The organism is Bartonella florencae, from assembly GCF_000312525.1.
Lineage (GTDB): Bacteria > Pseudomonadota > Alphaproteobacteria > Rhizobiales > Rhizobiaceae > Bartonella > Bartonella florencae.
Genome location: NZ_HE997455.1, coordinates 122,782 through 144,695, shown reverse-complemented (window position 1 = coordinate 144,695; position 21,914 = coordinate 122,782). Strand labels below are relative to the sequence as shown.

General features: G+C 38.2%; 18 protein-coding genes and 1 riboswitch. Of the genes, 11 read left to right on the top strand and 7 right to left on the bottom strand.

Features of this window, described 5'->3' with window-relative positions; translation table 11 throughout:
• Positions 1-166: 166 nt before the first annotated feature.
• The 3 genes from gcvP to gcvT are packed head-to-tail and all read right to left on the bottom strand — an operon-like array spanning position 167 to position 4,460.
• On the bottom strand, positions 167-2,962 hold the full coding sequence (gcvP, locus tag BN202_RS08090) for an aminomethyl-transferring glycine dehydrogenase (protein WP_034987958.1): 2,796 nt from the start codon (positions 2,960-2,962) through the stop codon (positions 167-169).
• A 5-nt stretch (positions 2,963-2,967) separates the two neighbouring features.
• Positions 2,968-3,336, bottom strand: a complete 369-nt coding sequence (gene gcvH / locus BN202_RS08085) for a glycine cleavage system protein GcvH (RefSeq protein WP_019220147.1) — start codon at positions 3,334-3,336, stop codon at positions 2,968-2,970.
• A gap of 5 nt (positions 3,337-3,341) precedes the next feature.
• Positions 3,342-4,460 (bottom strand): glycine cleavage system aminomethyltransferase GcvT, encoded by a 1,119-nt coding sequence (gene gcvT, locus BN202_RS08080; protein ID WP_034987954.1) that lies wholly within the window; start codon positions 4,458-4,460, stop codon positions 3,342-3,344.
• A gap of 136 nt (positions 4,461-4,596) precedes the next feature.
• Positions 4,597-4,696: riboswitch (glycine riboswitch) on the bottom strand.
• A 503-nt stretch (positions 4,697-5,199) separates the two neighbouring features.
• On the opposite strand from gcvT, the gene BN202_RS08075 reads away from it, so the two are divergent.
• Complete coding sequence (locus tag BN202_RS08075; protein ID WP_019220145.1) at positions 5,200-5,856, top strand: LON peptidase substrate-binding domain-containing protein; 657 nt, start codon at positions 5,200-5,202, stop codon at positions 5,854-5,856.
• A 19-nt stretch (positions 5,857-5,875) separates the two neighbouring features.
• On the top strand, positions 5,876-6,076 hold the full coding sequence (locus tag BN202_RS08070; protein WP_019220144.1) for a Trm112 family protein: 201 nt from the start codon (positions 5,876-5,878) through the stop codon (positions 6,074-6,076).
• A 283-nt stretch (positions 6,077-6,359) separates the two neighbouring features.
• On the opposite strand, the gene BN202_RS08065 is transcribed toward BN202_RS08070, so the two are convergent.
• The gene (locus BN202_RS08065; protein WP_034987951.1) at positions 6,360-7,595 is read right to left on the bottom strand and encodes an MFS transporter; all 1,236 of its coding nucleotides are present in this window, start codon (positions 7,593-7,595) and stop codon (positions 6,360-6,362) included.
• A 788-nt stretch (positions 7,596-8,383) separates the two neighbouring features.
• Between BN202_RS08065 and BN202_RS08060 the strand changes: the two genes are divergently transcribed.
• Positions 8,384-8,716: a helix-turn-helix domain-containing protein gene (locus tag BN202_RS08060; protein ID WP_083859173.1), complete on the top strand. Its 333-nt coding sequence runs from the start codon at positions 8,384-8,386 to the stop codon at positions 8,714-8,716.
• Positions 8,717-9,213: 497 nt separating this feature from the next.
• Positions 9,214-10,242: an aspartate-semialdehyde dehydrogenase gene (locus tag BN202_RS08055; RefSeq protein ID WP_019220141.1), complete on the top strand. Its 1,029-nt coding sequence runs from the start codon at positions 9,214-9,216 to the stop codon at positions 10,240-10,242.
• 64 nt (positions 10,243-10,306) lie between these two features.
• On the opposite strand, the gene BN202_RS08050 is transcribed toward BN202_RS08055, so the two are convergent.
• Entirely contained in the window at positions 10,307-10,903 is a 597-nt protein-coding gene (locus BN202_RS08050) for an SH3 domain-containing protein (protein ID WP_019220140.1), read from the bottom strand.
• 539 nt (positions 10,904-11,442) lie between these two features.
• Between BN202_RS08050 and BN202_RS08045 the strand changes: the two genes are divergently transcribed.
• From BN202_RS08045 to BN202_RS08035, 3 genes are all read left to right on the top strand, one after another.
• A complete protein-coding gene (locus BN202_RS08045; protein WP_019220139.1) occupies positions 11,443-12,261 on the top strand; it encodes a MetQ/NlpA family ABC transporter substrate-binding protein in 819 nt (272 codons plus the stop codon).
• Positions 12,262-12,329: 68 nt separating this feature from the next.
• Positions 12,330-13,364: a methionine ABC transporter ATP-binding protein gene (locus BN202_RS08040; RefSeq protein WP_019220138.1), complete on the top strand. Its 1,035-nt coding sequence runs from the start codon at positions 12,330-12,332 to the stop codon at positions 13,362-13,364.
• A complete protein-coding gene (locus BN202_RS08035; RefSeq protein ID WP_019220137.1) occupies positions 13,357-14,016 on the top strand; it encodes a methionine ABC transporter permease in 660 nt (219 codons plus the stop codon). The genes BN202_RS08040 and BN202_RS08035 overlap by 8 nt, the downstream gene beginning before the upstream one ends.
• Before the next feature lie 6 nt (positions 14,017-14,022).
• Here BN202_RS08035 and BN202_RS08030 read toward each other — a convergent pair whose 3' ends face one another.
• Positions 14,023-14,502: a MaoC family dehydratase gene (locus tag BN202_RS08030; RefSeq protein WP_019220136.1), complete on the bottom strand. Its 480-nt coding sequence runs from the start codon at positions 14,500-14,502 to the stop codon at positions 14,023-14,025.
• Between the two features lie 168 nt (positions 14,503-14,670).
• Between BN202_RS08030 and BN202_RS08025 the strand changes: the two genes are divergently transcribed.
• Positions 14,671-16,005 (top strand): NAD(P)H-dependent oxidoreductase, encoded by a 1,335-nt coding sequence (locus BN202_RS08025; protein WP_019220135.1) that lies wholly within the window; start codon positions 14,671-14,673, stop codon positions 16,003-16,005.
• Between the two features lie 861 nt (positions 16,006-16,866).
• Here the strand turns inward: BN202_RS08025 and BN202_RS10095 are convergent.
• The gene (locus tag BN202_RS10095) at positions 16,867-17,202 is read right to left on the bottom strand and encodes a hypothetical protein (protein ID WP_019220134.1); all 336 of its coding nucleotides are present in this window, start codon (positions 17,200-17,202) and stop codon (positions 16,867-16,869) included.
• Between the two features lie 1,753 nt (positions 17,203-18,955).
• Here BN202_RS10095 and BN202_RS08015 point away from each other — a divergent pair.
• From BN202_RS08015 to BN202_RS08005, 3 genes are read left to right on the top strand one after another with little or no spacing between them, the layout of a single operon-like run.
• Entirely contained in the window at positions 18,956-19,699 is a 744-nt protein-coding gene (locus BN202_RS08015; protein ID WP_019220133.1) for a creatininase family protein, read from the top strand.
• 13 nt (positions 19,700-19,712) lie between these two features.
• Positions 19,713-20,759: a CobW family GTP-binding protein gene (locus BN202_RS08010; RefSeq protein ID WP_019220132.1), complete on the top strand. Its 1,047-nt coding sequence runs from the start codon at positions 19,713-19,715 to the stop codon at positions 20,757-20,759.
• Between the two features lie 10 nt (positions 20,760-20,769).
• Positions 20,770-21,741 carry a WD40 repeat domain-containing protein gene (locus tag BN202_RS08005; RefSeq protein ID WP_019220131.1) on the top strand — a complete coding sequence of 324 codons (972 nt, stop codon included), beginning with the start codon at positions 20,770-20,772 and terminating at the stop codon, positions 21,739-21,741.
• The last annotated feature ends 173 nt before the right edge of the window (positions 21,742-21,914 follow it).

Sequence of the window (21,914 nt, the reverse complement as noted above, 5' to 3'; positions counted from 1 at the left end):
GTAAGCACACCCGACGAAATCATCAACTTAGTTGAAGACTTATGAAAAAAATAAAGATCAAGAGAAGATGCTCCAATGAATCATAAGAGGTGAGAAAAAAGCCCACACACATTGTGTGGGCTTTTCATCAATGTAAATAAATCAATTGAAGAATTATTTGCTCAATTTAATAACTATTTCCCAATGGTGGGCAAGAACAAATAAGCATTCTGTCTCCTGCAACATTATCAATACGCGAAACAGGTGGCCAATATTTATTTGTTGGATCAAGAGAGCTATTGGGAAAAGCAGCTTCTTGTCGTGAATAAGGCCGCGCCCAAGCATCATCAACCGTATCGATCAATGTATGTGGTGCGTTCACCAAGGGATTATTGTCTTTTGGCCAAACACCACTCCCGACTTTCTGAGCCTCCTCAGCAATAGAAAGCAAAGCATCACACAAACGATCAATCTCTGCCTTTGGCTCTGATTCCGTTGGTTCAATCATCAAAGTTCCAGGCACAGGAAAGGACATTGTCGGTGCATGAAAACCATAATCAATGAGACGTTTTGCGATATCATCCACACTCACACCATACTGTTCTTTTAGCAAGCGTGTATCGACAATACATTCGTGAGCAACCCGCCCATGTTTTCCTCTATAAAGAATAGAATAAGCCTGTGAAAGACGCGCTGCGATATAATTTGCATTTAAAATTGCTATTTGTGTTGCAGATTTCAAGCCATCAGCCCCCATCATGCGAATATACATCCAAGTAATCACAAGAATACAGGCACTTCCATAAGGCGCCGCTGAAACCGCATGAGTTGTCCCTTCGTGTTCATGGCCTGGCAAAAATGGCTTAAGATGTTCTGCTACCCCTATGGGCCCCACACCAGGACCACCACCACCATGGGGAATAGCAAATGTTTTATGAAGATTCATATGACAAACATCCGCACCAATATCTGCCGGACGCGCCAACCCAACAAGCGCATTTAAATTAGCCCCATCAAAATAAACTTGTCCGCCATTTTCATGGATAAGAGAACAAATATCCTTAATACTTTCCTCATAAACACCATGGGTTGAAGGATAAGTGATCATGAAAGCAGCTAAGCGCTCCTTATGCAATTGTGCTTTCATTTTGAGATCATCAACATCGACATCACCATCGCTCAAGCATTTCACCACCACAACTTCCATACCCGCCATATGAGCAGAAGCTGGATTGGTACCATGTGCCGATGCAGGAATAAGACAAACTGTACGTTGATGTTCTCCGCGTGATTGGTGATATCGGCGGATTGCCAACAGCCCAGCATATTCACCTTGAGCACCAGAATTTGGTTGAAAAGACACTTGCGCAAATCCGGTAATTTCACACAACCACGCATTAAGTTGCTCAATCATTTCCAAATAACCCACAACATCCTCTTGAGGTGCAAAGGGATGTATATTGGCAACCGTAGGCCAACTCACAGGCATCAATTCAGCGGCCGCATTAAGCTTCATAGTACAAGAACCAAGCGGGATCATTGCCCGATCCAATGCCAAATCCTTGTCTGACAAACGACGCAAAAAGCGCATCATATCCGTCTCTGAATGAACCGCATGAAAAAAGGGCTGAGAAAGAAAAGCAGCATCACGTCCTTTTCCCATAAGTCTTGGAGAAGCCTCATCAACTAATTCTGCGCCAAAAAGCTGTGCCAAAGCATGAGCATCCTCTTCTGTCGACAACTCATCAAAATTGATTGCAATGGTATCATCATCAAGAACACGAACAAGGCGTCCATTCATCTTGGCTTGATGTGCAATTTCCCGTGCTTTTCCCTTAACAACAACGCTGACACAATCAAAAAAACTTTTCCCTTCACAAGAAACACCAGTAGCCTCTAAACCAGCAACAAACCGGCATGTTAAATGATGAATCCGCCGAGCAATATCCTGCAAACCTTGTGGCCCATGCCAAACAGCATAAGCCGTTGCCATATTTGCCAATAAAGCCTGGGCAGTACAGATATTCGACGTCGCTTTATCGCGTCGGATATGTTGTTCACGTGTTTGCAATGCTAAACGGAAACCAACGCGCCCTTTTGTATCAACAGACTGTCCAACAATACGCCCTGGAATAAGCCGTGTGAGTGCATCACTAACCGCAAGGTAACCAGCATGCGGACCACCAAATCCCATCGGAACACCATAACGCTGCATAGACCCAACAACAATATCAGCGCCCCATTTTGCCGGTGCTTCCATAAGGGTAAGCGCTAAAGGATCAGCCACAACGATAACCAATGCGCCTTTTGCTTTTGCCTCTTTTATGACCTCACTATAATCATTAAAAGAACCTTTTGTATCGGGCCAAGAAAGAACAATTGCCGCTGTATCAGAACAAATTTCCCTCTCGTCGCTAATCCGAAGGCCTTGTGTTTCAGCACGCGTTCGCACAACACTCAAAGTTTGAGGATGTAAAAGACTCTGAAGAGAAATTTTTGTTTTTTTCTCGCGTACAAAACGAAAAGCAAGGGCATTGGCTTCCGCTAAAGCGGTTGCTTCATCAAGAAGAGAAGCAGCAGCAACAGGCAAGCCTGTTAGTTCACTAATCAAAGTCTGAAAATAAAATAAAAGCTCTAAACGACCTTGGCTAATTTCTGCTTGATACGGCGTATAAGCGGTATACCAAGCTGGATTTTCAAACAGATTTCGTAAAATAACCGGAGGCACATAAGTTCCATGATATCCTTGCCCAATAAAACTTTTGTGCACACAATTACGCTCCATGATTTTGGAGAGTTCTTCCAAGGCTTGGCCTTCACTTGCGGCCTTTGGAAGATTCAGTGAACGTCCCAAATGAATAGAATTGGGAACAGCTTGAGAGACAAGTGTATCAACACTATCGAGCTCTAAAACATCAAGCATTTTTTGTGTTTCATCAGAACGAAGCCCAATATGGCGAGAAGAAAAAGAACGCTCTAACATAACACTCATCCAATGAACACTTTATAAGCAGCTTCATCCAGCAACCCTTCCAGTTGCGTTTCATCCTGCAATGTCATTTTCCATAACCAACCTTCTTTTTCAGCTTTCTGGTTCACCAATTCAGGATTATCAGCCAGTGCTTCATTGACTTCGACCACTTCACCATTAAGGGGTGCATAAACATCTGAAGCCGCTTTCACCGATTCCACAACAGCAGCAGCATCGCCTTGAGAGAGTTGTGTTCCAATCTGCGGCAAATCCACAAAAACCAAATCTCCTAATTGCTCTTGGGCATAATGAGTGATCCCAACAGTAACCTCTTGTCCTTCAACACGCAGCCATTCGTGATCTTCTGTAAAATAAGTTTTAGACATAAAAATTATCCTTTAAAATAACGTTGTTCAACAAAGGGGAGTGAATGAACTGAGAGTGCGATCTTTTTTCCACGCAACTTTGTAAAGACTTCTGTTCCTTCCACTTTCCAACCAACAGGAACGTAACCCATCGCTACAGGACCATCAAAAGAAGGACCAAAACCACCTGATGTTACCACCCCAATCTCATTGCCTTCACCATCAAAAAGCACCGCGCCTGCACGAATAGGTTGACGTGTTTGCGGTTTTAATCCAACCCGACAACGAGAAGGTCCCTTTTGCAGCGCTGCAAGAAAAGCTTTTGCACCATAAAATTGCGCTTTTTCTCGAACATTTTTAGGAACAGCCCATATCAGTGCAGCATCAATAGGCGTGATATCCGGCGTAATATCATTACCATGCAAGCACAACCCCGCTTCTAACCGAAGGCTATCACGTGCTGCAAGACCAACCCATTCAACACGAGAATCTTGTAGCAATTTTTCAGCCAATACACGTGCATGGCTTTTGGGCAAAGCAATTTCAAAACCATCTTCTCCCGTATAACCAGAACGCGTAATAAACCAATCTTGTTGTGGTTCAAATCCTTGCATAAACAACAATTCATTACCCAGCACCCCAGCATCAGCCATAACAGCTGCCGCTTCAGGACCTTGCAGTGCCAACAACACCCTCTCAAGAGCAACAACTTGACAATCAAAACCAACAGCGCGCTTTTGCAATTCTGCAAGATCAGCCTCTGCATTCCCAGCATTTGCTACCAACATAAAACGGCATTCTGCCAAGCGGGTAATAATAAGATCATCAAGAATACCTGCCTGTTCATTCAGCAAATAGTTATACCGTGAGTGACCAATCTTTAAAAGTGCCGCATCAATGGGAAAAGCATATGATAAAAACTCCACTGCTTGCGCACCTTCAATGGCGATTAATTTCATATGAGAAATATCAAAAAGCCCTGCATGTGCACGAGTATGAAGATGCTCTTTCAACACCCCAAGAGGGTAAGTCAAAGGCATGTTCCAACCGGCAAAAGCACCAAATTTTGCTCCTGCTTTTTCATGCAATTCATGTAAGGGAAGTGTTTTTAAAGAAGATGTTTCAAGTTCTTGTGTTGTACCCATAATATCTCCAAAGTTGCGCTCACGCCACACAATATGGTCGTCTCTACACCCTTCTGTCATAAACCTGAGAGACTCGCGAAAAGATCTTTCGCTTACACCTTCGGCGCGGATCTTTCCGACTTTCCAGATCTGTCTTTCTTCTTTTACGGTCCCTAGAGCCTGAGAGATTATGGGCTATTTTCCCCTTCGGCGGCAGATACAAAGGCTCGCAATCTGCGCTCTCCCGCAAAAGAATGAAAGAAACAATAATAATACTCTTTCCGACAGATTTTGATCTATAACCTATCTTTATTACGCTGTCATTAGTAAAGTGATGAAAGCATTCTAATTTTAAACTTGCATAAGCTACTCTAAAGGACTTATAATGGCATTCCTTATGAGAACTGAGAATTGTTTAAGTGTCCGCATTTCAGGAAACCAAAGAGAAAAACAGCCAAGCCTATAAACAAAACGGGCGATAAACAAAAACATAACTTGAAAAAAGCGAAAATTTCACTTTGAAAAAAGGGAAAAATCTTGCGCCTTCAAGGAAATCATAAAGCAATACCCCTCTTGCAAAGAACGATTTTAAACCAGAGAGTTTCATATCTTTTAAGATGAAAGATTTCACGTATTTAAAAATAATCTTAACACACAAGAAACTGAAGTTTCTTCTTTTTCGATTTTTTGTCTCTAAATAGTGTCATAAATTGCGATTATTTACATACTAAACTTCATAAATAAAGGTTACAAAATACTCATGAAAGCTGGCAATATCCATTACAATTGCGAAAATGATCTTCCAAAACAAATTGCTCTTTTCCCACTAGAGGGAGCACTCTTACTGCCTGGTGGTTTTTTATCACTCAATATTTTCGAACCAGAAGCACTCGAAATGGTTGAAAATGTTATGATATCTAATCGTTTACTGGGAATCATTCAACCGCTTTCATCGACACCAGATTGCTGCTCTACACAGCTTTACAAAACAGGCTGTATAGGGCGCATTACCAACTATAGTGAAACAGGAAATGGGCAGCTTTTCATTATATTACAAGGTGTTTGCCGCTTTACTTTAGAACAGGAATTGGCCAACACCAAATCCTATCGCACTGCTCTTGTCCGCTCAAATATAAAAGACTTACAAGAAACCAATATTGCAGAAAACATTAATCGAGAAAATTTACTCAATATTGTTGAGCAATATCTCACGATAAATGAAATGGAATATAATTGGAACAGCATCATACAAGCGCCCACCCCACTATTGGTGAATGCTTTTTCAGCCCTTATTCCCTTTACACCAGCAGAAAAGCAAGCTCTACTGGAAGCCCCAGATATCGATAGCCGCGCCCAAACTCTTCTTGCTTTAACGGAACACTCGTTGATGAAACAAACAGGAGCGGAGTACCATTAAAACAAATGAGGAATAAAACATGAAAAAAATGACCCCTGATCCCAAAATGCTTGAATTGCTCATCTGCCCAATCACAGGGGGGACACTCTCTTTAAACCGAGAAACACAAGAATTAATCTCACTCAAAGCAAAACTTGCTTATCCTATTCGTGATGGTGTCCCCATTATGCTTTCCTCCGAAGCCCGTCCTTTGCAAAATCATGAAAAAAAGAGCACATAAGAGTAAGCTGCACTTAATACATTTTTCTTGATAAGAGCGCACCGTTCTCGAGTATTTTTTCATCAAAAGATCTCTTTTGTTCCTATTTTTCATATTTTCTCACTTTAAAAAAATCCATTGTTTTGTAAAAGGATCATATGAACTTTGCATGAGGCATACCTCTTCAAATTCAAAAACCTTTCCTCTTACGCGTTAAAGCAGTGAGGAATATAAAGCTTGTGTTTCAAAGAGAATTAACAAGCCGTTTTAGAAAAAAGAAATGGCATGTAAACTATTAAATATATCAATGATCATCATCTCCTACAGTGTTAAGAGATGCTATAGCTTTATTTTTCTTAACTTTTATAACTCCAATAATTCCAGTAGAAATAATGAATGCAGACATAGCTAAAAAAGAGCTTAACAATCCCACGAGGGCAAAAAGTCCAGCAATAAAGCCAGACACGGCTTCCGCAGAATTCGCTAAAGTTGAAAAGGTCCCAAAACTCTTACCAAAATCTTCACGACGAGAGTATAATTGAAGTGCTGAGACTAAACTAATATCCACAAATGCACCGATAAATCCTAAAACAAATGCTAATACGAGAAGAAGTTTTAAATAAAGCATTGCAGCTAAAGGCATCACAAACAGAATAACCCCATAGAGAAGCCAAAATGCCATGAGCTTTAACGATGTAATATTGACGATAATTTTACTATATAACAAACCACCTACAATGGTTCCAACAGCAATGAGAGAGAAAATATAACTCACAAAGCTGTCCTCTCCACCTATAGAGAGAACAAAAGCTGGAATTAAAAATCTTAAAATTGCACCAGTAAAAAGAATAGCAAACGCCGAACCAACAAGCGTAATAAATAAATGTTTATTTTCTGTAGACAGATATTTAAGATAGGAAGTTGTTTCTCGATAAATTTTTATAAAATTGAATGATTTATTCTTGCTTGAATTTAAATTCATAAGATTAAATAACAGCATAATAGATATAAGATAGGTAAAAAAATCAGAAATGAGGACTGCCGATTTATTTGCGAAAAAAAGCAGGAGGGAACAAACTAAAGGACCAATAACAGATGCAGTCTCATTTATAATTTGTGCAATACTATTTGCCTTTGTAAGTTCATTTATTGAAAACATTCTGGGAATAGCGGCTTGAAAACTTGGTTGAAAAATACTTCTTCCTATCGTTGTAAATATTGCTGCAAAAATAAGAACAATAATATTTGCAGTGCCTGTTATATATGTTACAAAAACGAATAATGAAGCAAATAATCTCACAAATTCACTTAAGATCATATTTTTCTTCAAAGAAAAATTATCCGCTAACCAACCTCCTATAGGCCCCAAAAAGAGAAAAGGAATAAAGCGAAAAAAATACACCAGACCTGTAAAAAAGATGTTATCTGTCAATTCCAAGACGAGTAAAACAAAAACAACTTCATAAGCATAATCGCCAACTTTAGAAATAAAGAGAGAAGAAAAGAGAACTAAGGGACTCTTTTTTAAAAATAAATTCATATCAACCATCCGATATTAAACTTTTCTACACTTAAAGTTACACGCCTTTTAATAAAACTGGTGATATGAACTTCAAAGGAAGCGCATATTCTAATAAATCGCTTAATAAGTGAAGAGAAAATTTTTAAAGAAATACTTAAACTCTTGACATCTGAAACGGTTTATAAGAGATATCCTATTCCTCTTTTTCCTCACTTCTACCCACACGCCAGCCTCGCTTTTGACGTGCAAGAAAATGATTTTAGAGACAGTGCTTCTATTGCCTTCCCCCAATAGCGTATAAAATACACCAAGTCATAAGAAACAAGTTCTCAAATAAAATACTCAATTAAAAACCTGCCTCCTCTTTAAAACACACAGCATTTAAGCATTCATGACTTTCAAAAAAAGAGAAAAAAATGAACTAAATTCTTATGAAAGCAGCAAAGATCCATTGCAACAGTTGCCTATAAATTTTGCAAAGAAGCAACAAACACAACCGCTTTAATTCCAATTGACGATTTAAAGAAAGTCCCCTATGAATGAATCCGTGATGTTGGTCGTATACGCAACGATCAAGAGGGCTTGGAAGCCCTAAAACCGAACACAGAATAAATCCGCTTTGCAGGTATCCCAGAATTTCCGAGGGCTCTTGTTATGTCCAAGTGCTTTTCAGCACTAAAAGCAAGAGGCTGACTCGGTTTCAGCACTTCCAGACCCCAGAATACCAATGCGAGGGCGCTCGCATCTAGGGGGAATAAAGTGCGTGCGAAAAATCCACATTTTAACGATATCTCTGTGGGAGAAAAATTCGTCTCAGAAGAAACATCATAGGGCTTTCGCAACAACAATTAGGCAGTCGCTTAGGTGTTACTTTTCAACAAATTCAAAAATATGAAAAAAGCATAAATCGCGTAAGCGCAGGACGCTTGCAGGAAATTGCCGATATATTGGATGTTCCAGTCTCCTTCTTTTATGCGGATCTCTCAACAAAAGAAAAGACTACAAATCCCCATGATGACAGAATATCGAGCAAAGCGGCATCTCTGCTTTTGAAAAACTTCAGAATGCTTACCCGCAAAAAACAAAGAGCAATCTTGCAATTAATTTCTCATGAAGAAAACAGCAGCTTATTTTCATAATTTCGCTTAAAGCTTTCTGCAAGAAAAAAACTTTAATAATAGGAGAATGCTTATTTCAAATCAAAATATAAAAGCCACAAAAAAGCAGATATGACTTTGAGATCAGGGCATGGGAGTTTTTACAAGAAACTTGCCGTTACAAATATGAAAAACTTTACCAACACAATACACGGTGTAACCGTTACACAATACAAATGTCCTAAAGAGGAAATATCTTAAAGCATACAATGAATAAAAGCGAAAGAATTGAGAAAATTGAAAGATGAAGCAATCCTCTCATACAAGCCTAGCATAAAATATTCAAATTTTCTCTACTCTTAAAAGATACAAAAAGCACTCTCATGCAAAATAAGCTAATCTGCCAGCGAAATGAGACCTGTGCATAAAGATTAACCTTCTGAAAATCGACAAGATATCTAAATATTCCTTGACCAATTTACCTTCTCCTGAGTATAGCTCAAGAGGAGAAATGTGGAGAGGAACAGGAGTAGAAAAAAATGAGTTTTAAAGTTGCAGTAGTTGGCGCAACAGGAAATGTTGGCCGTGAAATGCTTACAATTTTAGAAGAACGTGGTTTTCCTGCCCATGAAATCGTTCCTCTTGCATCACGCCGCTCATTAGGACAAGAGGTTTCCTATGGTGATAAAACCTTAAAAGTAAAAGCACTTGATACATACGATTTTTCTGATACCGATCTGTGTCTTATGTCTGCAGGAGGAAGTATTTCCAAAGAATATGCTCCCAAAATTGCTGCTGCCGGTTGTGTGGTCATCGACAATTCATCCACTTGGCGCTATGACGCAAATGTGCCGTTGATTGTACCCGAAGTCAATGCACAAGCCATTGTTGAATTTTCCAAGCGCAATATTATCGCTAATCCCAATTGTTCAACAATTCAACTTGTCTTAGCTTTAAAACCTCTCCATGATGCAGCAAGCATTAAACGTGTCGTTGTATCCACTTATCAATCGGTTTCTGGAGCTGGCAAAGAAGGAATAGATGAACTCTTTGAACAATCACGAGCAGTTTTTGTTGCAGATCCAATCTCAGTAAAAAAATTCACCAAGCGCATTGCCTTTAATGTCATTCCCCATATCGATATTTTCATGGAAGATGGTTATACAAAAGAAGAATGGAAAATGACGGCTGAAACCAAGAAAATTCTTGACCCTAAGATCAAATTAACAGCCACTGCTGTTCGGGTTCCGGTCTTTATCGGTCACGCAGAAGCTGTTCATATTGAATTTGAAAAACCTCTAAGCGCTCATGAAGCACAAACGCTTCTGCGTAATGCCCCTGGCTGCCAAGTTATCGATAAACACGAAGATGGTGGTTATACCACTCCCTATGAATGTACTGGGGAAGATGACGCCTTCATTAGCCGTATTCGTGAAGATATCACCGTTGAAAATGGCCTAGCCTTTTGGGTTGTTGCTGACAATTTAAGAAAGGGAGCAGCATTAAATGCAGTGCAAATTGCTGAACTCCTCATTTCTCGTAATTTGATAAAACCTAAGGCAGCATGAAACATTTTTCGCTTCATGCTGCCATTATTTTTCTGTTATCCACATAACACTAATTTTTTTACTCTTATGGAGCAGGATAGGTTACAATACGGTAACGTGTTTCATTGCGCTCAAAATTTTTGAAATTGACATCATCAGGGAAAAAGGGATTATAAGCGTTCACATGTTTTACAGAAACACCTTGTGCCTTTTGTGATGGATTCAAAATTGTTCGTTCATCCCTTTTTTTGACCCCCGTGGAATCTATGATCATATCTGTTCTGTAAAATTTGGGCGCCTTTTTTTGTGTTTTATGAGGCACTGCGAGATTTTTAAAATTGGAAATAACCTGTTTTACTTTTTGCTCTTTTACTTTTATTGCAGAATTTGGCTTCACACTTCTATCTGTAAAAGAGATCGTGGGCACATTGTTAACATTTAAATAACGTGCTGATGCCCAACCAACTTTTCCATTATAACGAAGAAAACACCAAGTTCTATTAGAAAAACAGCCATCAATTTGTACTTTTTCTCCCTTTGGAACAGTTGCGATAACTTTGTAAGCTTTCGCCGGACCTGTACGTAAAATTGCCTGCCCCGATGCTACGCTGGCAACTGTTGCAACAGCGGCATGAGAAGCAGTTATTTCTCGTCCTGTTCCGCCCAAAGCCAATAAAATCATTGTGGTTGATAAAAAATTTTTTTTAACATTCTTTTTTTCCTCTCCAAAGTGCGAAGGGCAAAATATTCACCTTTGCAAAATTTGCCGCGTTTAAATAAAGTGGTGATTAATTTTTACCTTCTTAAGATCCACCACATTTTGAGAAAAGCTCTCCTTAATTTTACCCCTACCGCCTTATACAAACGGTCTATTGCCTTGATTGCACAATATTTTCCTTATGGATTTACTGCCAAAACATCATCTGATTATTTGGATTTTTTTTCCAATCGTCACTTAAAGAAGTTTTGAAATTGTCTTTGGTTCCGCAAATAAATAATGATAGGAGAAGAACTTATTCTTAAATTTTGCAGCAATACTGTTTGCATATGATGTTATTTTGAAAAAAAACTTACAATAATAGAAAAATAATACTCTGTTTTGAATAAAATGATTGAATATTCTCTAAAGCTTTTATAAGCTGAAATTTCTTTAAAATAAGATAGAAATTGAATCTTCTCTCAAGACAGCTCTTGGAAAATAATAAAGAAAGACAAAAGCACATGACATTAAAGAAATTATCCCTCAATACTACTATCGGACTACTCCTTTCTCTTTTTGCACTTTTTTTGTCTATGAGCTTTTCCATGGCAGCAGACAAAACAAAGATAAAACTCGGTGTTATGGAAGGTCATGAAGCCACTGTTTGGAAAGTTGCAGCCGCACAAGCAAAACAAGCTGGTCTAGACATTGAACTTGTTTATTTTTCTGATTACACTCTGCCTAACGATGCTGTTAATGCAGGAGAAATTGATGCCAATGCTTTTCAGCACGCACCTTATCTTAACAATCAGATTGAACAACGTGGTTACAAACTTTCAATAGTGGGATATACTTTTCTTGCCCCCATTGGTATCTATTCCCACAAAATAAAAGACATAAAAGAACTGCGTGATGGAGCACATGTTGGCATTCCAAATGACCCATCAAATGGTGGAAGAGCCTTACTTCTTCTCAATTCTTTAGGTCTGATTAAACTAAAAGATCCCCACAATATTCTTGCATCTTCCCTTGATATCATTGAAAATCCTAAAAAATTGCAAATTCGTGAACTCGATGCTGGGATGTTAGGGCGAGCAGTGGATGATTTTGATATTGCGGTTATAAACACAAACTGGGCTTTGGTCTCTGGATTAAATTTACAACAAGATGTTGTCGCATGGGAAAAGGCTGAGAACAATCCTTACAATAATATCATCGTTGTACGCACGAGCGAAAAAGATGAACCGTGGGTCAAAAAATTAGTTGCGGCCTACAATAGCGAACCTGTCCGTACAAAAATCAAAGAAATTTTCGGGCCAGCGGCTCAAGTATCTTGGTAATTGTACCTTACATCTTGGTAATTGTGCCTAAATCTTAGGGAATTTACCACACATCTTGGTGATATTGAATGAAAAAAACCGCTCTTATCTCCTTAAGAAATATCAGCCGTTGTTTTAACAAGACGGCTGATATTCCAGCGATTAATAATCTATCCTTAGATATCCATGCGGGTGAAATTCTTGGCATTATTGGACGTAGTGGAGCAGGAAAATCGACACTTATTCGCTGTTTAAATGGATTAGAACAAATTGATGCAGGATCTATTTTTTTTGAAGGCGTCAATATTTCAAATCTATCAGAGACACAATGGGCACCTTATCGTCAACGTATTGGAATGATTTTTCAACATTTCAATCTTCTCTTATCACAAAATATTCTCAACAACATTGCACTCCCCCTTAAATTAAGTGGTATAAATAAAAAGCAGCGCCACCAACGTGCCCTTGAACTCATTGAATTAGTAGGCTTATCTGGTAAAGAATATTGTTATCCTGCCGAACTATCAGGGGGACAAAAACAACGCGTTGGTATTGCACGCGCGCTCTCTGCTAATTCTAAAATATTGTTATCAGATGAAGCAACCTCTGCTCTTGATCCAGAAACCACACAATCTATTTTAGAACTTCTCGCCGATATTAATAAACGTCTTAATCTCACTATTGTGCTCATTACTCACGAAATGGAAGTTGTACGCACTATTGCGCATCGTGTTGTTGTCCTCAACAAAGGACAGATTGTGGAAGAAGGATGTGTGAAAGATATTTTCACATCACCACAAGAAGAAACAACCATTGCCATGCTTAAACTTGTTACACCACAACTTCCTGAAAAATTTGCAAAAGATCTTAAACCCACAGGAAAAGAAGCTGTCATTGAAATCAATATTGCTGGTGAAGTTGCCCAACAACCTTTTCTCCATATTCTAGAAGATGAAATCGGTTTAAGAGCACGTATTCTGCATGGTGGGCTTGATACAGTTCAAGGTGAAACCATCGGACGACTCTTCTTAGGTCTTCCAGCCCAAGATAAAGAAGCCCTTAAAAAGGCTGTGCAATGGTTGACTGAAAAGGGACGATATTGCGAGGTTTTAGGTTATGTTTAATGTTCTTTCTCATGAACTCCCCAACGCTCTTTTTGAGACAATATTGATGACGATAAGCGCTTCTTTGATGGCACTTATTATAGGGCTTCCCCTTGGTCTTCTCCTCTACACCACCGCACGAGGAGGGATTTTTGCCTCATCTCTTATTCATCGCCCTTTGAGCATCATCATTGATAGTATTCGTGCCATTCCTTTTATTATTCTTGCATTTTATCTTCTCCCACTTACGCGTATAGTGGTAGGAAGGGGTGTAGGAATGCCTTCTGTAATCTTTGTTCTCACCATTTCAGCTATTCCCTTTTATGCACGCATGGCAGAACTCTCTTTTAAAACCGTGGAAAAAGGTCTCATCGAAGCTGTCCGTTCCATGGGAGCAAGCCGTCTGCAAATTGTCCGTCATGTTCTTATTCCTGAAGCACTTCCCAGCCTGATTACCGGTTTTTCCGTTATGGTTATTTCTCTAATAGGGGCCACTTCACTTGCTGGCTATCTTGGTGGAGGAGGTTTAGGCGACATGGCAATTCGTTATGGCTACCAGCGTTATAACACCTCTATCATGACAAGTGTTATCATCCTTTTGATCATTCTCAATGTCACCACCCAATGGTCTTCGGATAAAATTGCGCAAAAACTTGACAGAACAAAACACTAAAACAATTTAAGAATTCGCGTATTTTTCTCCAAGCACAGCAACAACAAGCCACTGAGCCGTAAGAGCTGGTGTTTTTAACTGTTCAACTTCCACCCTAACACCATAATGAAAAACAACGCGACCAGAAGGACGAATCTCTGCATCATCTAGCATAAAATGGGCACGCACCCGTACACCTGTTTTCACGGGGCTCATAAAGCGTACTTTATCAAAACCATAATTAATCCCCATTGTTGTACCTTCCAACTTCGGCAGAGCCTCATAAGCGAGCGTAGACAAAAGTGATAACATTAAAAAACCATGAGCAATAGTACCAGCAAAAGGCGTTTTTTTAGCCCTTTCCTCATCCACATGTATCCATTGATGATCATCTGTTGCGCATGCAAATTGATTAATCATATCTTGTGTAATAAGACGCCATTTCGATAAACCTATCTTTTTCCCAATAAAATTGACGACATCTTGTACTGCGATTTTTTGCTGCATAACGCTTTTCCTATTTTATTTGATAAAAGTACTCCAACCCTCTTGCTTTTATAAAACCCATTGATTAGAGCATCAAGAATAAAAGATGAATTATTTGCAAAAGCAAACGCACCTTATGAAGTAGAAAATACCTTTTTAATAAGGCAATTTCCAAAATGGAAAAAGACAATGGCAAGCAATGTCAGCTTAACAGGTTTAGCGCGTGATTTGAAACAGCGCGCAGAACACCACCCCCCCATTCGTATTGGACTGATTGGCTGCGGTGAGATGGGAACAGATTTGCTCTCAAGTGTTGCACATATGAATGGCATAACAATCGCTGCCGTTGCTACAAGAACGCCCACACGTGTTTTCGATGCCGCAACATTAGCCTATGGCGAAGATGGACATGTATGGGAAGTCGAAAATGCTCATGCCCTTACGCAAGCTATTGAAAAAGGTTTCATTGCAGCGACCGATGATATTGACCTTGTTTTGCGCCATGAACAAATTGATATTATTGTTGATGCAACAGGCTATCCTGAAGCTGGAGCAGAAATTGGTATCAAAGCGCTTGAAAACAACAAACATCTTGTCATGATGAATGTTGAAGCAGATGTTACAATTGGCACTTATCTCAAACATGAAGCAGAAAAACGAGGGCTCATTTATACACTTGGTGCCGGAGATGAACCAACTTCTTGCATGGAGCTTATCGAATTTGTTTCAGCCCTTGGGCATAAAATTGTAGCAGCTGGCAAGGGAAAAAATAATCCTCTGCTCTTTGATGCCACACCTGATGCTTACGAAGAAGAAGCGTTACGGCGTAATATGAATGTACGCATGTTGGTTGAATTTATTGATGGTTCCAAAACGATGGTTGAAATGGCAGCAATTGCCAATGCCACTGGTCTTCTCCCCGATTGCCCAGGAATGCACGGTCCACAAGCACCCTTGCAAGATTTAAACAAAGTGCTTATCCCAGAACAAGATGGAGGGCTTTTAAAACATTATGGTGCTGTAGATTACTCAACAGGTCAAGGTGTTTCGCCTGGTGTTTTTGTCATTGCAGAAATAGCACACCCACGTCTGCGCGAACGTATGGAAGATTTAAAAATTGGTCAGGGTCCTTATTTCACCTTTCATCGCCCCTATCATCTCACAGCAATGGAAGTCCCCCTCACCTGTGCACGAATTATGCTTTATGGCAAAAAAGATATGGCACCTCTTGATCACCCCGTAGCAGAAGTTTGTGCTGTTGCTAAAAAAGATTTACATCCTGGTGATCAGCTAGACTTTATCGGTCTTTATACTTATCGCGCTTGGATAATGAGCTATACAGAAGCCCGCATGCACCAAGCTATTCCCTGTGGGCTTCTGGAAAAAGCAACAGTAACAGCTGCAATTAAAAAAAATGAACTCATTACAATACATAATACAGCTATTCGTGAAGATCAATGGATTGCACGTCTTCGTGCCAAACAAGACCTTTTACTTCATTATCCTTCTTCTGCTAAGGTATAGCAGCTCTTATCACCTTAACAAAATCTCCACCTTCACGTAAAATAGAACACATTTATGTTGCAAATTCAGATGCTATTTCAAAAAGACATTTTCCAACGCACATCCCCCTCATCTCACAACAGCACCTGCAAATACTATGATGTAAACTTTCCCATAATATGGGACAAGACTAACTATGTATTGCTATCTTTACTTCATAAAGATACAAATCGACATCATCATTTCATTTTCCAATTTGTAATGTTACGATAAGCTTTAGCACTTGAAATGATTTATGAAAGGCATTCCTCCTCCTTTCTTAAAGCATTCTTGTCCACACATTATCTCAACTTGTAATGTGCAAAAAAATAATTTTACGATATTCAGGTCTCTCATTCAACATGAGAAATGATAAATTATCATTATAAACAATGTATTGGACTAAAATAGATTTATTGATTTATAAATATTTATCATTTTTTCTCTTGTGTTAGAACAGCAAATACATAAACATTTCTCGGTTTTATCCTTTCTTGTTTTACCCTATAAAAAACATTTAAAAAGATAAGATAGGTTCATTTATCAATAAAACAGCGTTACATATAAATGTAAGCATCACTACACGAAATAAACAGTAACCTTAAAAGTTGATAAAAGGAACGATCGCATTAATTTATTTTGTAAAATAAGCACACGTCATAAGAGGGAACTTAAGTTCTACTTATAAAGGATTTTGAACTCTTATAGCACTAACCAAAAAACTACATTCTACGCTATCATAAGTAATTTTTCTATCCAATAGAACATAAACTATTTTAAATATTAATTTTTCAAAAATCATCAAGATCAGTGATATTTTTTACTATAATGTAGAGAGCATTCCTAAAAAAAACAGAAAATCGAACAATACATTCCCAGTATATAAAAAGAATATAAAGCAGCAATAAATGTTATCATACCTAGCCCATCCCAAAAAGATAAAAATACAGAACGCCTTTTAACTTTCACAAAATCGAACGCACTCTCCCCCTCAAACTTATGGGCAAGAAGTTCATCTACAGCCTCAATAACAACAGTTTTTTCTCGTGTAGCCAAAATCCCCCCTCTTTGAAATTGATCTTTTACAAAACTTGCATTCCCCTCTACAGTTTGTACAAAAAAAAGAATAAATACCGTAAAAAAAAGTGAATATACACGATTTTTAAATATTTTAAACATAGTTTTCTTTTCTCATCTTTTTCTTCACTGAAAAAGTAAAATAATATTTACATATATAAAAACCAAAACTTATATTTAATAATTTATACAAACATATACAATACGGTATACTATATTGTTATATATAATACATTATGAATTACATATAAAGATATCTATTTTAAATGCGCAAAACAAACACAGATTAAGAGATTAATTAAGAATAGAAAAACATCTCTCACTCTTCTGCGTAAAGAAATTTTACCTAAAAATGAGATGAATATAACCAATATTAATAAAACAATTACGCAAAACTCTATCAAGCAATAGAGACTTCTATTGTTAGCACTCTCTTGTATTATCCTCAGCAAAATTTTCGAAAAATCTGTTGTAGAACAAGAGAAATAACATACTTATGAAGCAATTCTAAATACAAACGATATTCATAAATGATATACTAACCTTCCCTAAAACAATTATTAAATTTAAAAAGACGTTAATCGTTTTAAATCTTCACTAACGTATAGAAAGAAAACAGCCCATAATATCTTCGGATAACTCACCGAGCACCCCTTTATCTGATACAGTATAAAGCATTCAAGATATTATTGACAAAAATAACTATATTTACCTGTAAAGTAAGTTGGTCTATCAGATCCACAACAGTACCCTAAGGAATACAAGAATACCAAGCAAACTACATAAAATCGTCATAAAAAATTATCGCCACCACAATACTGAAAAGCAATTTTTTCTTTTGCCTTTCACAAAACTTAACCCCTCTTTTCTTTAATATTATAGGCCATAGAAAAACCTATCATTTTAGTAAATATATTTTTCTTTGGAGCAAACACAAACATTTCTTTTTGAACAAAAACTTTCACAATTTTTGCATGAATATTATAAATAATATAACTGTTTTTTAATTTTTAAATATAAAATTAATTTTTATATATTTTAATTAAAAAGTAAAATATATAATTAAACATTTATTACTATATATCATATAAAGACATAATTAAATATTACAAAATGCAAAAGATTTACGCTATTATCATCCATTTTAATTATGGTTTCGTCGGTCTCAACTGCATTCTCTCTTCATCGAATTATGGTATAAATCAAACTCTCCTCAGTTACGTAGCTTTTATCCGATGTAAAAATCCTGCTCATTACAGACATTTTTTCTCATGAATACCAAAATTCGTTAAAACATTCTCAAGAGTAAAATACGTAAAAGTAAAATTAATCAACAAACATCTCTCTCTTTTTATCGCATTGAGAAAGTCGCCTTGAAATAAAGAGGCAGAAATCTGCATTAAATTCTGTAATAATCACAATCTAACAACAGAAATACTTTTGTTATTCTTCCTCTATAGCAAAAAAGGAAACGTTAAAAATTTTATCTAAACTTGAATTTTTAAAAGAAAAATGAAGAAAATGATATTTCCATTATGTGATGTGGAGTATTTTATCCCATTAAATACGCACTTTTCAAAAACAAGAACACAAATCATAAAATCTCATAAAACATACCTTCTCTTTGAATAAGAGGAGCCCCATTATGATATTAAAAGCATCCTCATATTATATCAAAAATTGAGGTTATTTTTCTCAATAAAATCTTCAAAGTTTTTAACTTCCACTGTATAGTTATGTGATACAAAAACGCTCCTATTTGCGTTTCTCTTATAGATAGGTTAAATTGAAGGCTGCAACTTTACCTGCCTTTGATAACTTTATTTCCATTAACTTCTCTTTTAGGCAATAATTTATGCTATCTGATACGCCTTTTCTTGCTCTTTTGCCCTTAGGTGCACACGAATATCACGGAGATCACCTCCCCTTTGAAACCGATTGGATTATTGCTGAAGCCTTTGCAAAAGCACTTACTTTACAAACGAAAGAGCAATTCCCTATCGCACTTTTACCGGTTGAAAAGATTGGTTATTCTGTAGAGCATATGGATGTTACTGGCACAAGAACCCTCAGCTATTCTGATGCTATTGAGCGATGGACAAATATTGGTGAAAACTGCTATCATAAAGGAATAAAACGTTTTCTTCTTCTCAATGCTCATGGAGGAAATTCGCCTTTAATAAGCATTGTTATCACTGAATTACGAAGGCGCCTTTCAATGCTTGCAGTAGCAACAAGCTGGAGTCGCTTTGGTCTTCCGCAAGGTTTTATGGAGCCCTCTCAACAGCATCTTGATATCCATGGAGGCTTTATAGAAACTTCCCTCATGCTCTATTTAGCCCCAGAAAAAGTACATATGGAGAAGGCTAAAAATTTTCATAATAAGCAAGCTGATATGATTGCTAATTATCGCTATTTACGTGCCTATGGTTCTCATGCCTTTGGCTGGATGATGCGTGATTTGAACAGACAGGGGGCAGCAGGCAATGCAAGCCAAGCGACATCCCAAGCAGGTGAAGCAATTTTTGCGCATGTTCTTTGCGGACTTCGTGATTTACTTGATGATATCAAGCAATTTGAAATAAATGCATTACAATAAAAGGTGCACCCTCATGGAAAAGACACAAAATACGCCCACGAAAATTCCCGTTACAGTTCTCACAGGCTATCTTGGTTCAGGAAAAACCACTCTTCTCAATCGCATTCTTAGCGAGAACCATGGTAAACGTTATGCCGTCATCGTTAATGAATTTGGTGAAATTGGTATTGATAATGACCTTATCATTGAATCAGACGAAGAAATTTATGAAATGAATAATGGCTGTGTTTGCTGCACTGTGCGCGGTGATCTTATTCGCATTCTTGAAAGTCTGATGCAACGCTCTCACCGATTTGATGCCATTATTATAGAAACAACAGGACTTGCAGATCCCATTCCCGTTGCACAAACTTTTTTCATGGATGAGACTATCCATGAAAAAACAGCTCTCGACAGCGTTATAGCAGTTGTTGATGCAAAACATTTACCCTCTCAACTGAAAAAAAGCCGTGAAGCGGAAGAGCAAATTGCCTTCTCTGATATTGTTCTCTTAAATAAAGTTGATCTTGTCAGTGCACAGGAGCGTGCCCATGCTCGATCACTCATTCTTTCCATTAACCCTCGAGCCATCCTTTATGAAACAGAACGTGCGAATATCCCTTTGGAAAAACTCCTCAATCGTGGTTCCTTTGATCTTCAACGCATTTTAGAAAATGATCCTCATTTTCTCGATCAACATTTAGATCACAAACACCAGCATTCAGATCATGTGTGTGGTCCTGAATGTACGCATGATCATGAACATCACCCTTTATCCGCCATGCATGACATTACCATTACTTCTGTGAGCTTAAAAACAGGAGCTCTTCAACCAGAAAAATTTTTTCCATGGATCCAACAGATTACACAACAAAAAGGTCCTGATATTTTGCGCTTAAAGGGCATTATTGCCTTTCAAGGAGATGATGATCGTTATGTCATCCAAGGTATACACATGATTCTTGAAGGGCAACATCAACGTCCATGGCGTGAAGATGAAAAACGTGAAAGCCGTCTTGTTTTTATCGGCCGCACTCTCGATAGCGAAAAACTGAAAACTGGTTTTGAAAATTGTGCATAAGAGAATAACAATGCCAACTATTAGCCACTATAATTTGCAAAGCTACTGCCTTTCCTGCGGTTTTATAGGCCATAAGCCAGCCTTTGTTTCCGTGGAAGGTTTCATTGTTTTTTTAACCCTCTCCCCCCAAATCCTTGACGTGCATCAAGGAATAATTTCAAGCCATTTTTCTCCTGATAACACCGCGATCATCACGGGTGGAGAAGACGGCAAAATTTGTCAAACAACAGCAGATGGTCGTACAGAACTACTGGGAAAACAAGACCGCAAATGGATCAACAACGTTGCTTTTGGCCCCCAAAAAGCTTTTGCCTTTTCCTCCTCACGCACCACATGGGCACATGTTGGGAAAGAGCAGCAAGAGCTTCTTCATGAACGCAGTGTGGAAGGTCTTGCTTTTGCCCCCAAAGGTTTACGACTTGCTGTTGCCCATTACAATGGGGTTACCCTTCATTGGCTCTCAACGCAAATCCCCCCAACCACATTAGTATGGAAAGGCGCTCATTGTGGCGTCACCTTTTCACCAGACAACCGCTATGTGATTTCCACTATGCAAGAAAACGCCCTCCATGGCTGGCGCCTCTCTGATAACCAACATTTACGCATGAGTGGCTATCCAAACAAAGTCAAAAGCTGGTCATGGAGTGCAAAAGGAAAATGGCTCGCAACATCAGGTGCATCCGCAGCAATCGTTTGGCCTTTTCAGACAAAAGATGGTCCCATGAGAAAAACACCCTTGGAACTTAGCACACGAGCAAATGCACTTGTCACCAAGGTTTCATGCCATCCAAGCGAAGAAATTGTCGCAGTAGGTTTCAATGATGGAATGATTTTATGTGCACATTTCCGCGATGGCAAAGAAGCCCTTCTCAAAGACTGTGGGAAAAGTGCAATCTCAGCCCTAAACTGGGATCAGACGGGCCATAACTTAGCCTTTGGTAGTGAAGGTGGTGAATGTGGAATTATAAACATCTCTGCTTAAGAAAAACATCAACAATAACAAGACAGATAAAAAAATCTTACCCTTTCAGTAATAATGAATCCTCCCCTCTCTCTAAAGAAAAACGACACGCCTCAAACGAGAAAACATCTTAAAAATACCTGAATTTTTACCTTCCAACATTTCTGTTTTACCTTCTCTTCTCCAGAAAGAGC

Coding starts and splice junctions, on each gene's coding strand:
- gcvP (WP_034987958.1), bottom strand. CDS start 2,962: ATGTTAGAGCGTTCTTTTTCTTCTCGCCATATTGGGCTTCGTTCTGAT.
- gcvH (WP_019220147.1), bottom strand. CDS start 3,336: ATGTCTAAAACTTATTTTACAGAAGATCACGAATGGCTGCGTGTTGAA.
- gcvT (WP_034987954.1), bottom strand. CDS start 4,460: ATGGGTACAACACAAGAACTTGAAACATCTTCTTTAAAAACACTTCCC.
- BN202_RS08075 (WP_019220145.1), top strand. CDS start 5,200: ATGAAAGCTGGCAATATCCATTACAATTGCGAAAATGATCTTCCAAAA.
- BN202_RS08070 (WP_019220144.1), top strand. CDS start 5,876: ATGAAAAAAATGACCCCTGATCCCAAAATGCTTGAATTGCTCATCTGC.
- BN202_RS08065 (WP_034987951.1), bottom strand. CDS start 7,595: ATGAATTTATTTTTAAAAAAGAGTCCCTTAGTTCTCTTTTCTTCTCTC.
- BN202_RS08055 (WP_019220141.1), top strand. CDS start 9,214: ATGAGTTTTAAAGTTGCAGTAGTTGGCGCAACAGGAAATGTTGGCCGT.
- BN202_RS08050 (WP_019220140.1), bottom strand. CDS start 10,903: ATGATTTTATTGGCTTTGGGCGGAACAGGACGAGAAATAACTGCTTCT.
- BN202_RS08045 (WP_019220139.1), top strand. CDS start 11,443: ATGACATTAAAGAAATTATCCCTCAATACTACTATCGGACTACTCCTT.
- BN202_RS08040 (WP_019220138.1), top strand. CDS start 12,330: ATGAAAAAAACCGCTCTTATCTCCTTAAGAAATATCAGCCGTTGTTTT.
- BN202_RS08035 (WP_019220137.1), top strand. CDS start 13,357: ATGTTTAATGTTCTTTCTCATGAACTCCCCAACGCTCTTTTTGAGACA.
- BN202_RS08030 (WP_019220136.1), bottom strand. CDS start 14,502: ATGCAGCAAAAAATCGCAGTACAAGATGTCGTCAATTTTATTGGGAAA.
- BN202_RS08025 (WP_019220135.1), top strand. CDS start 14,671: ATGGCAAGCAATGTCAGCTTAACAGGTTTAGCGCGTGATTTGAAACAG.
- BN202_RS10095 (WP_019220134.1), bottom strand. CDS start 17,202: ATGTTTAAAATATTTAAAAATCGTGTATATTCACTTTTTTTTACGGTA.
- BN202_RS08015 (WP_019220133.1), top strand. CDS start 18,956: ATGCTATCTGATACGCCTTTTCTTGCTCTTTTGCCCTTAGGTGCACAC.
- BN202_RS08010 (WP_019220132.1), top strand. CDS start 19,713: ATGGAAAAGACACAAAATACGCCCACGAAAATTCCCGTTACAGTTCTC.
- BN202_RS08005 (WP_019220131.1), top strand. CDS start 20,770: ATGCCAACTATTAGCCACTATAATTTGCAAAGCTACTGCCTTTCCTGC.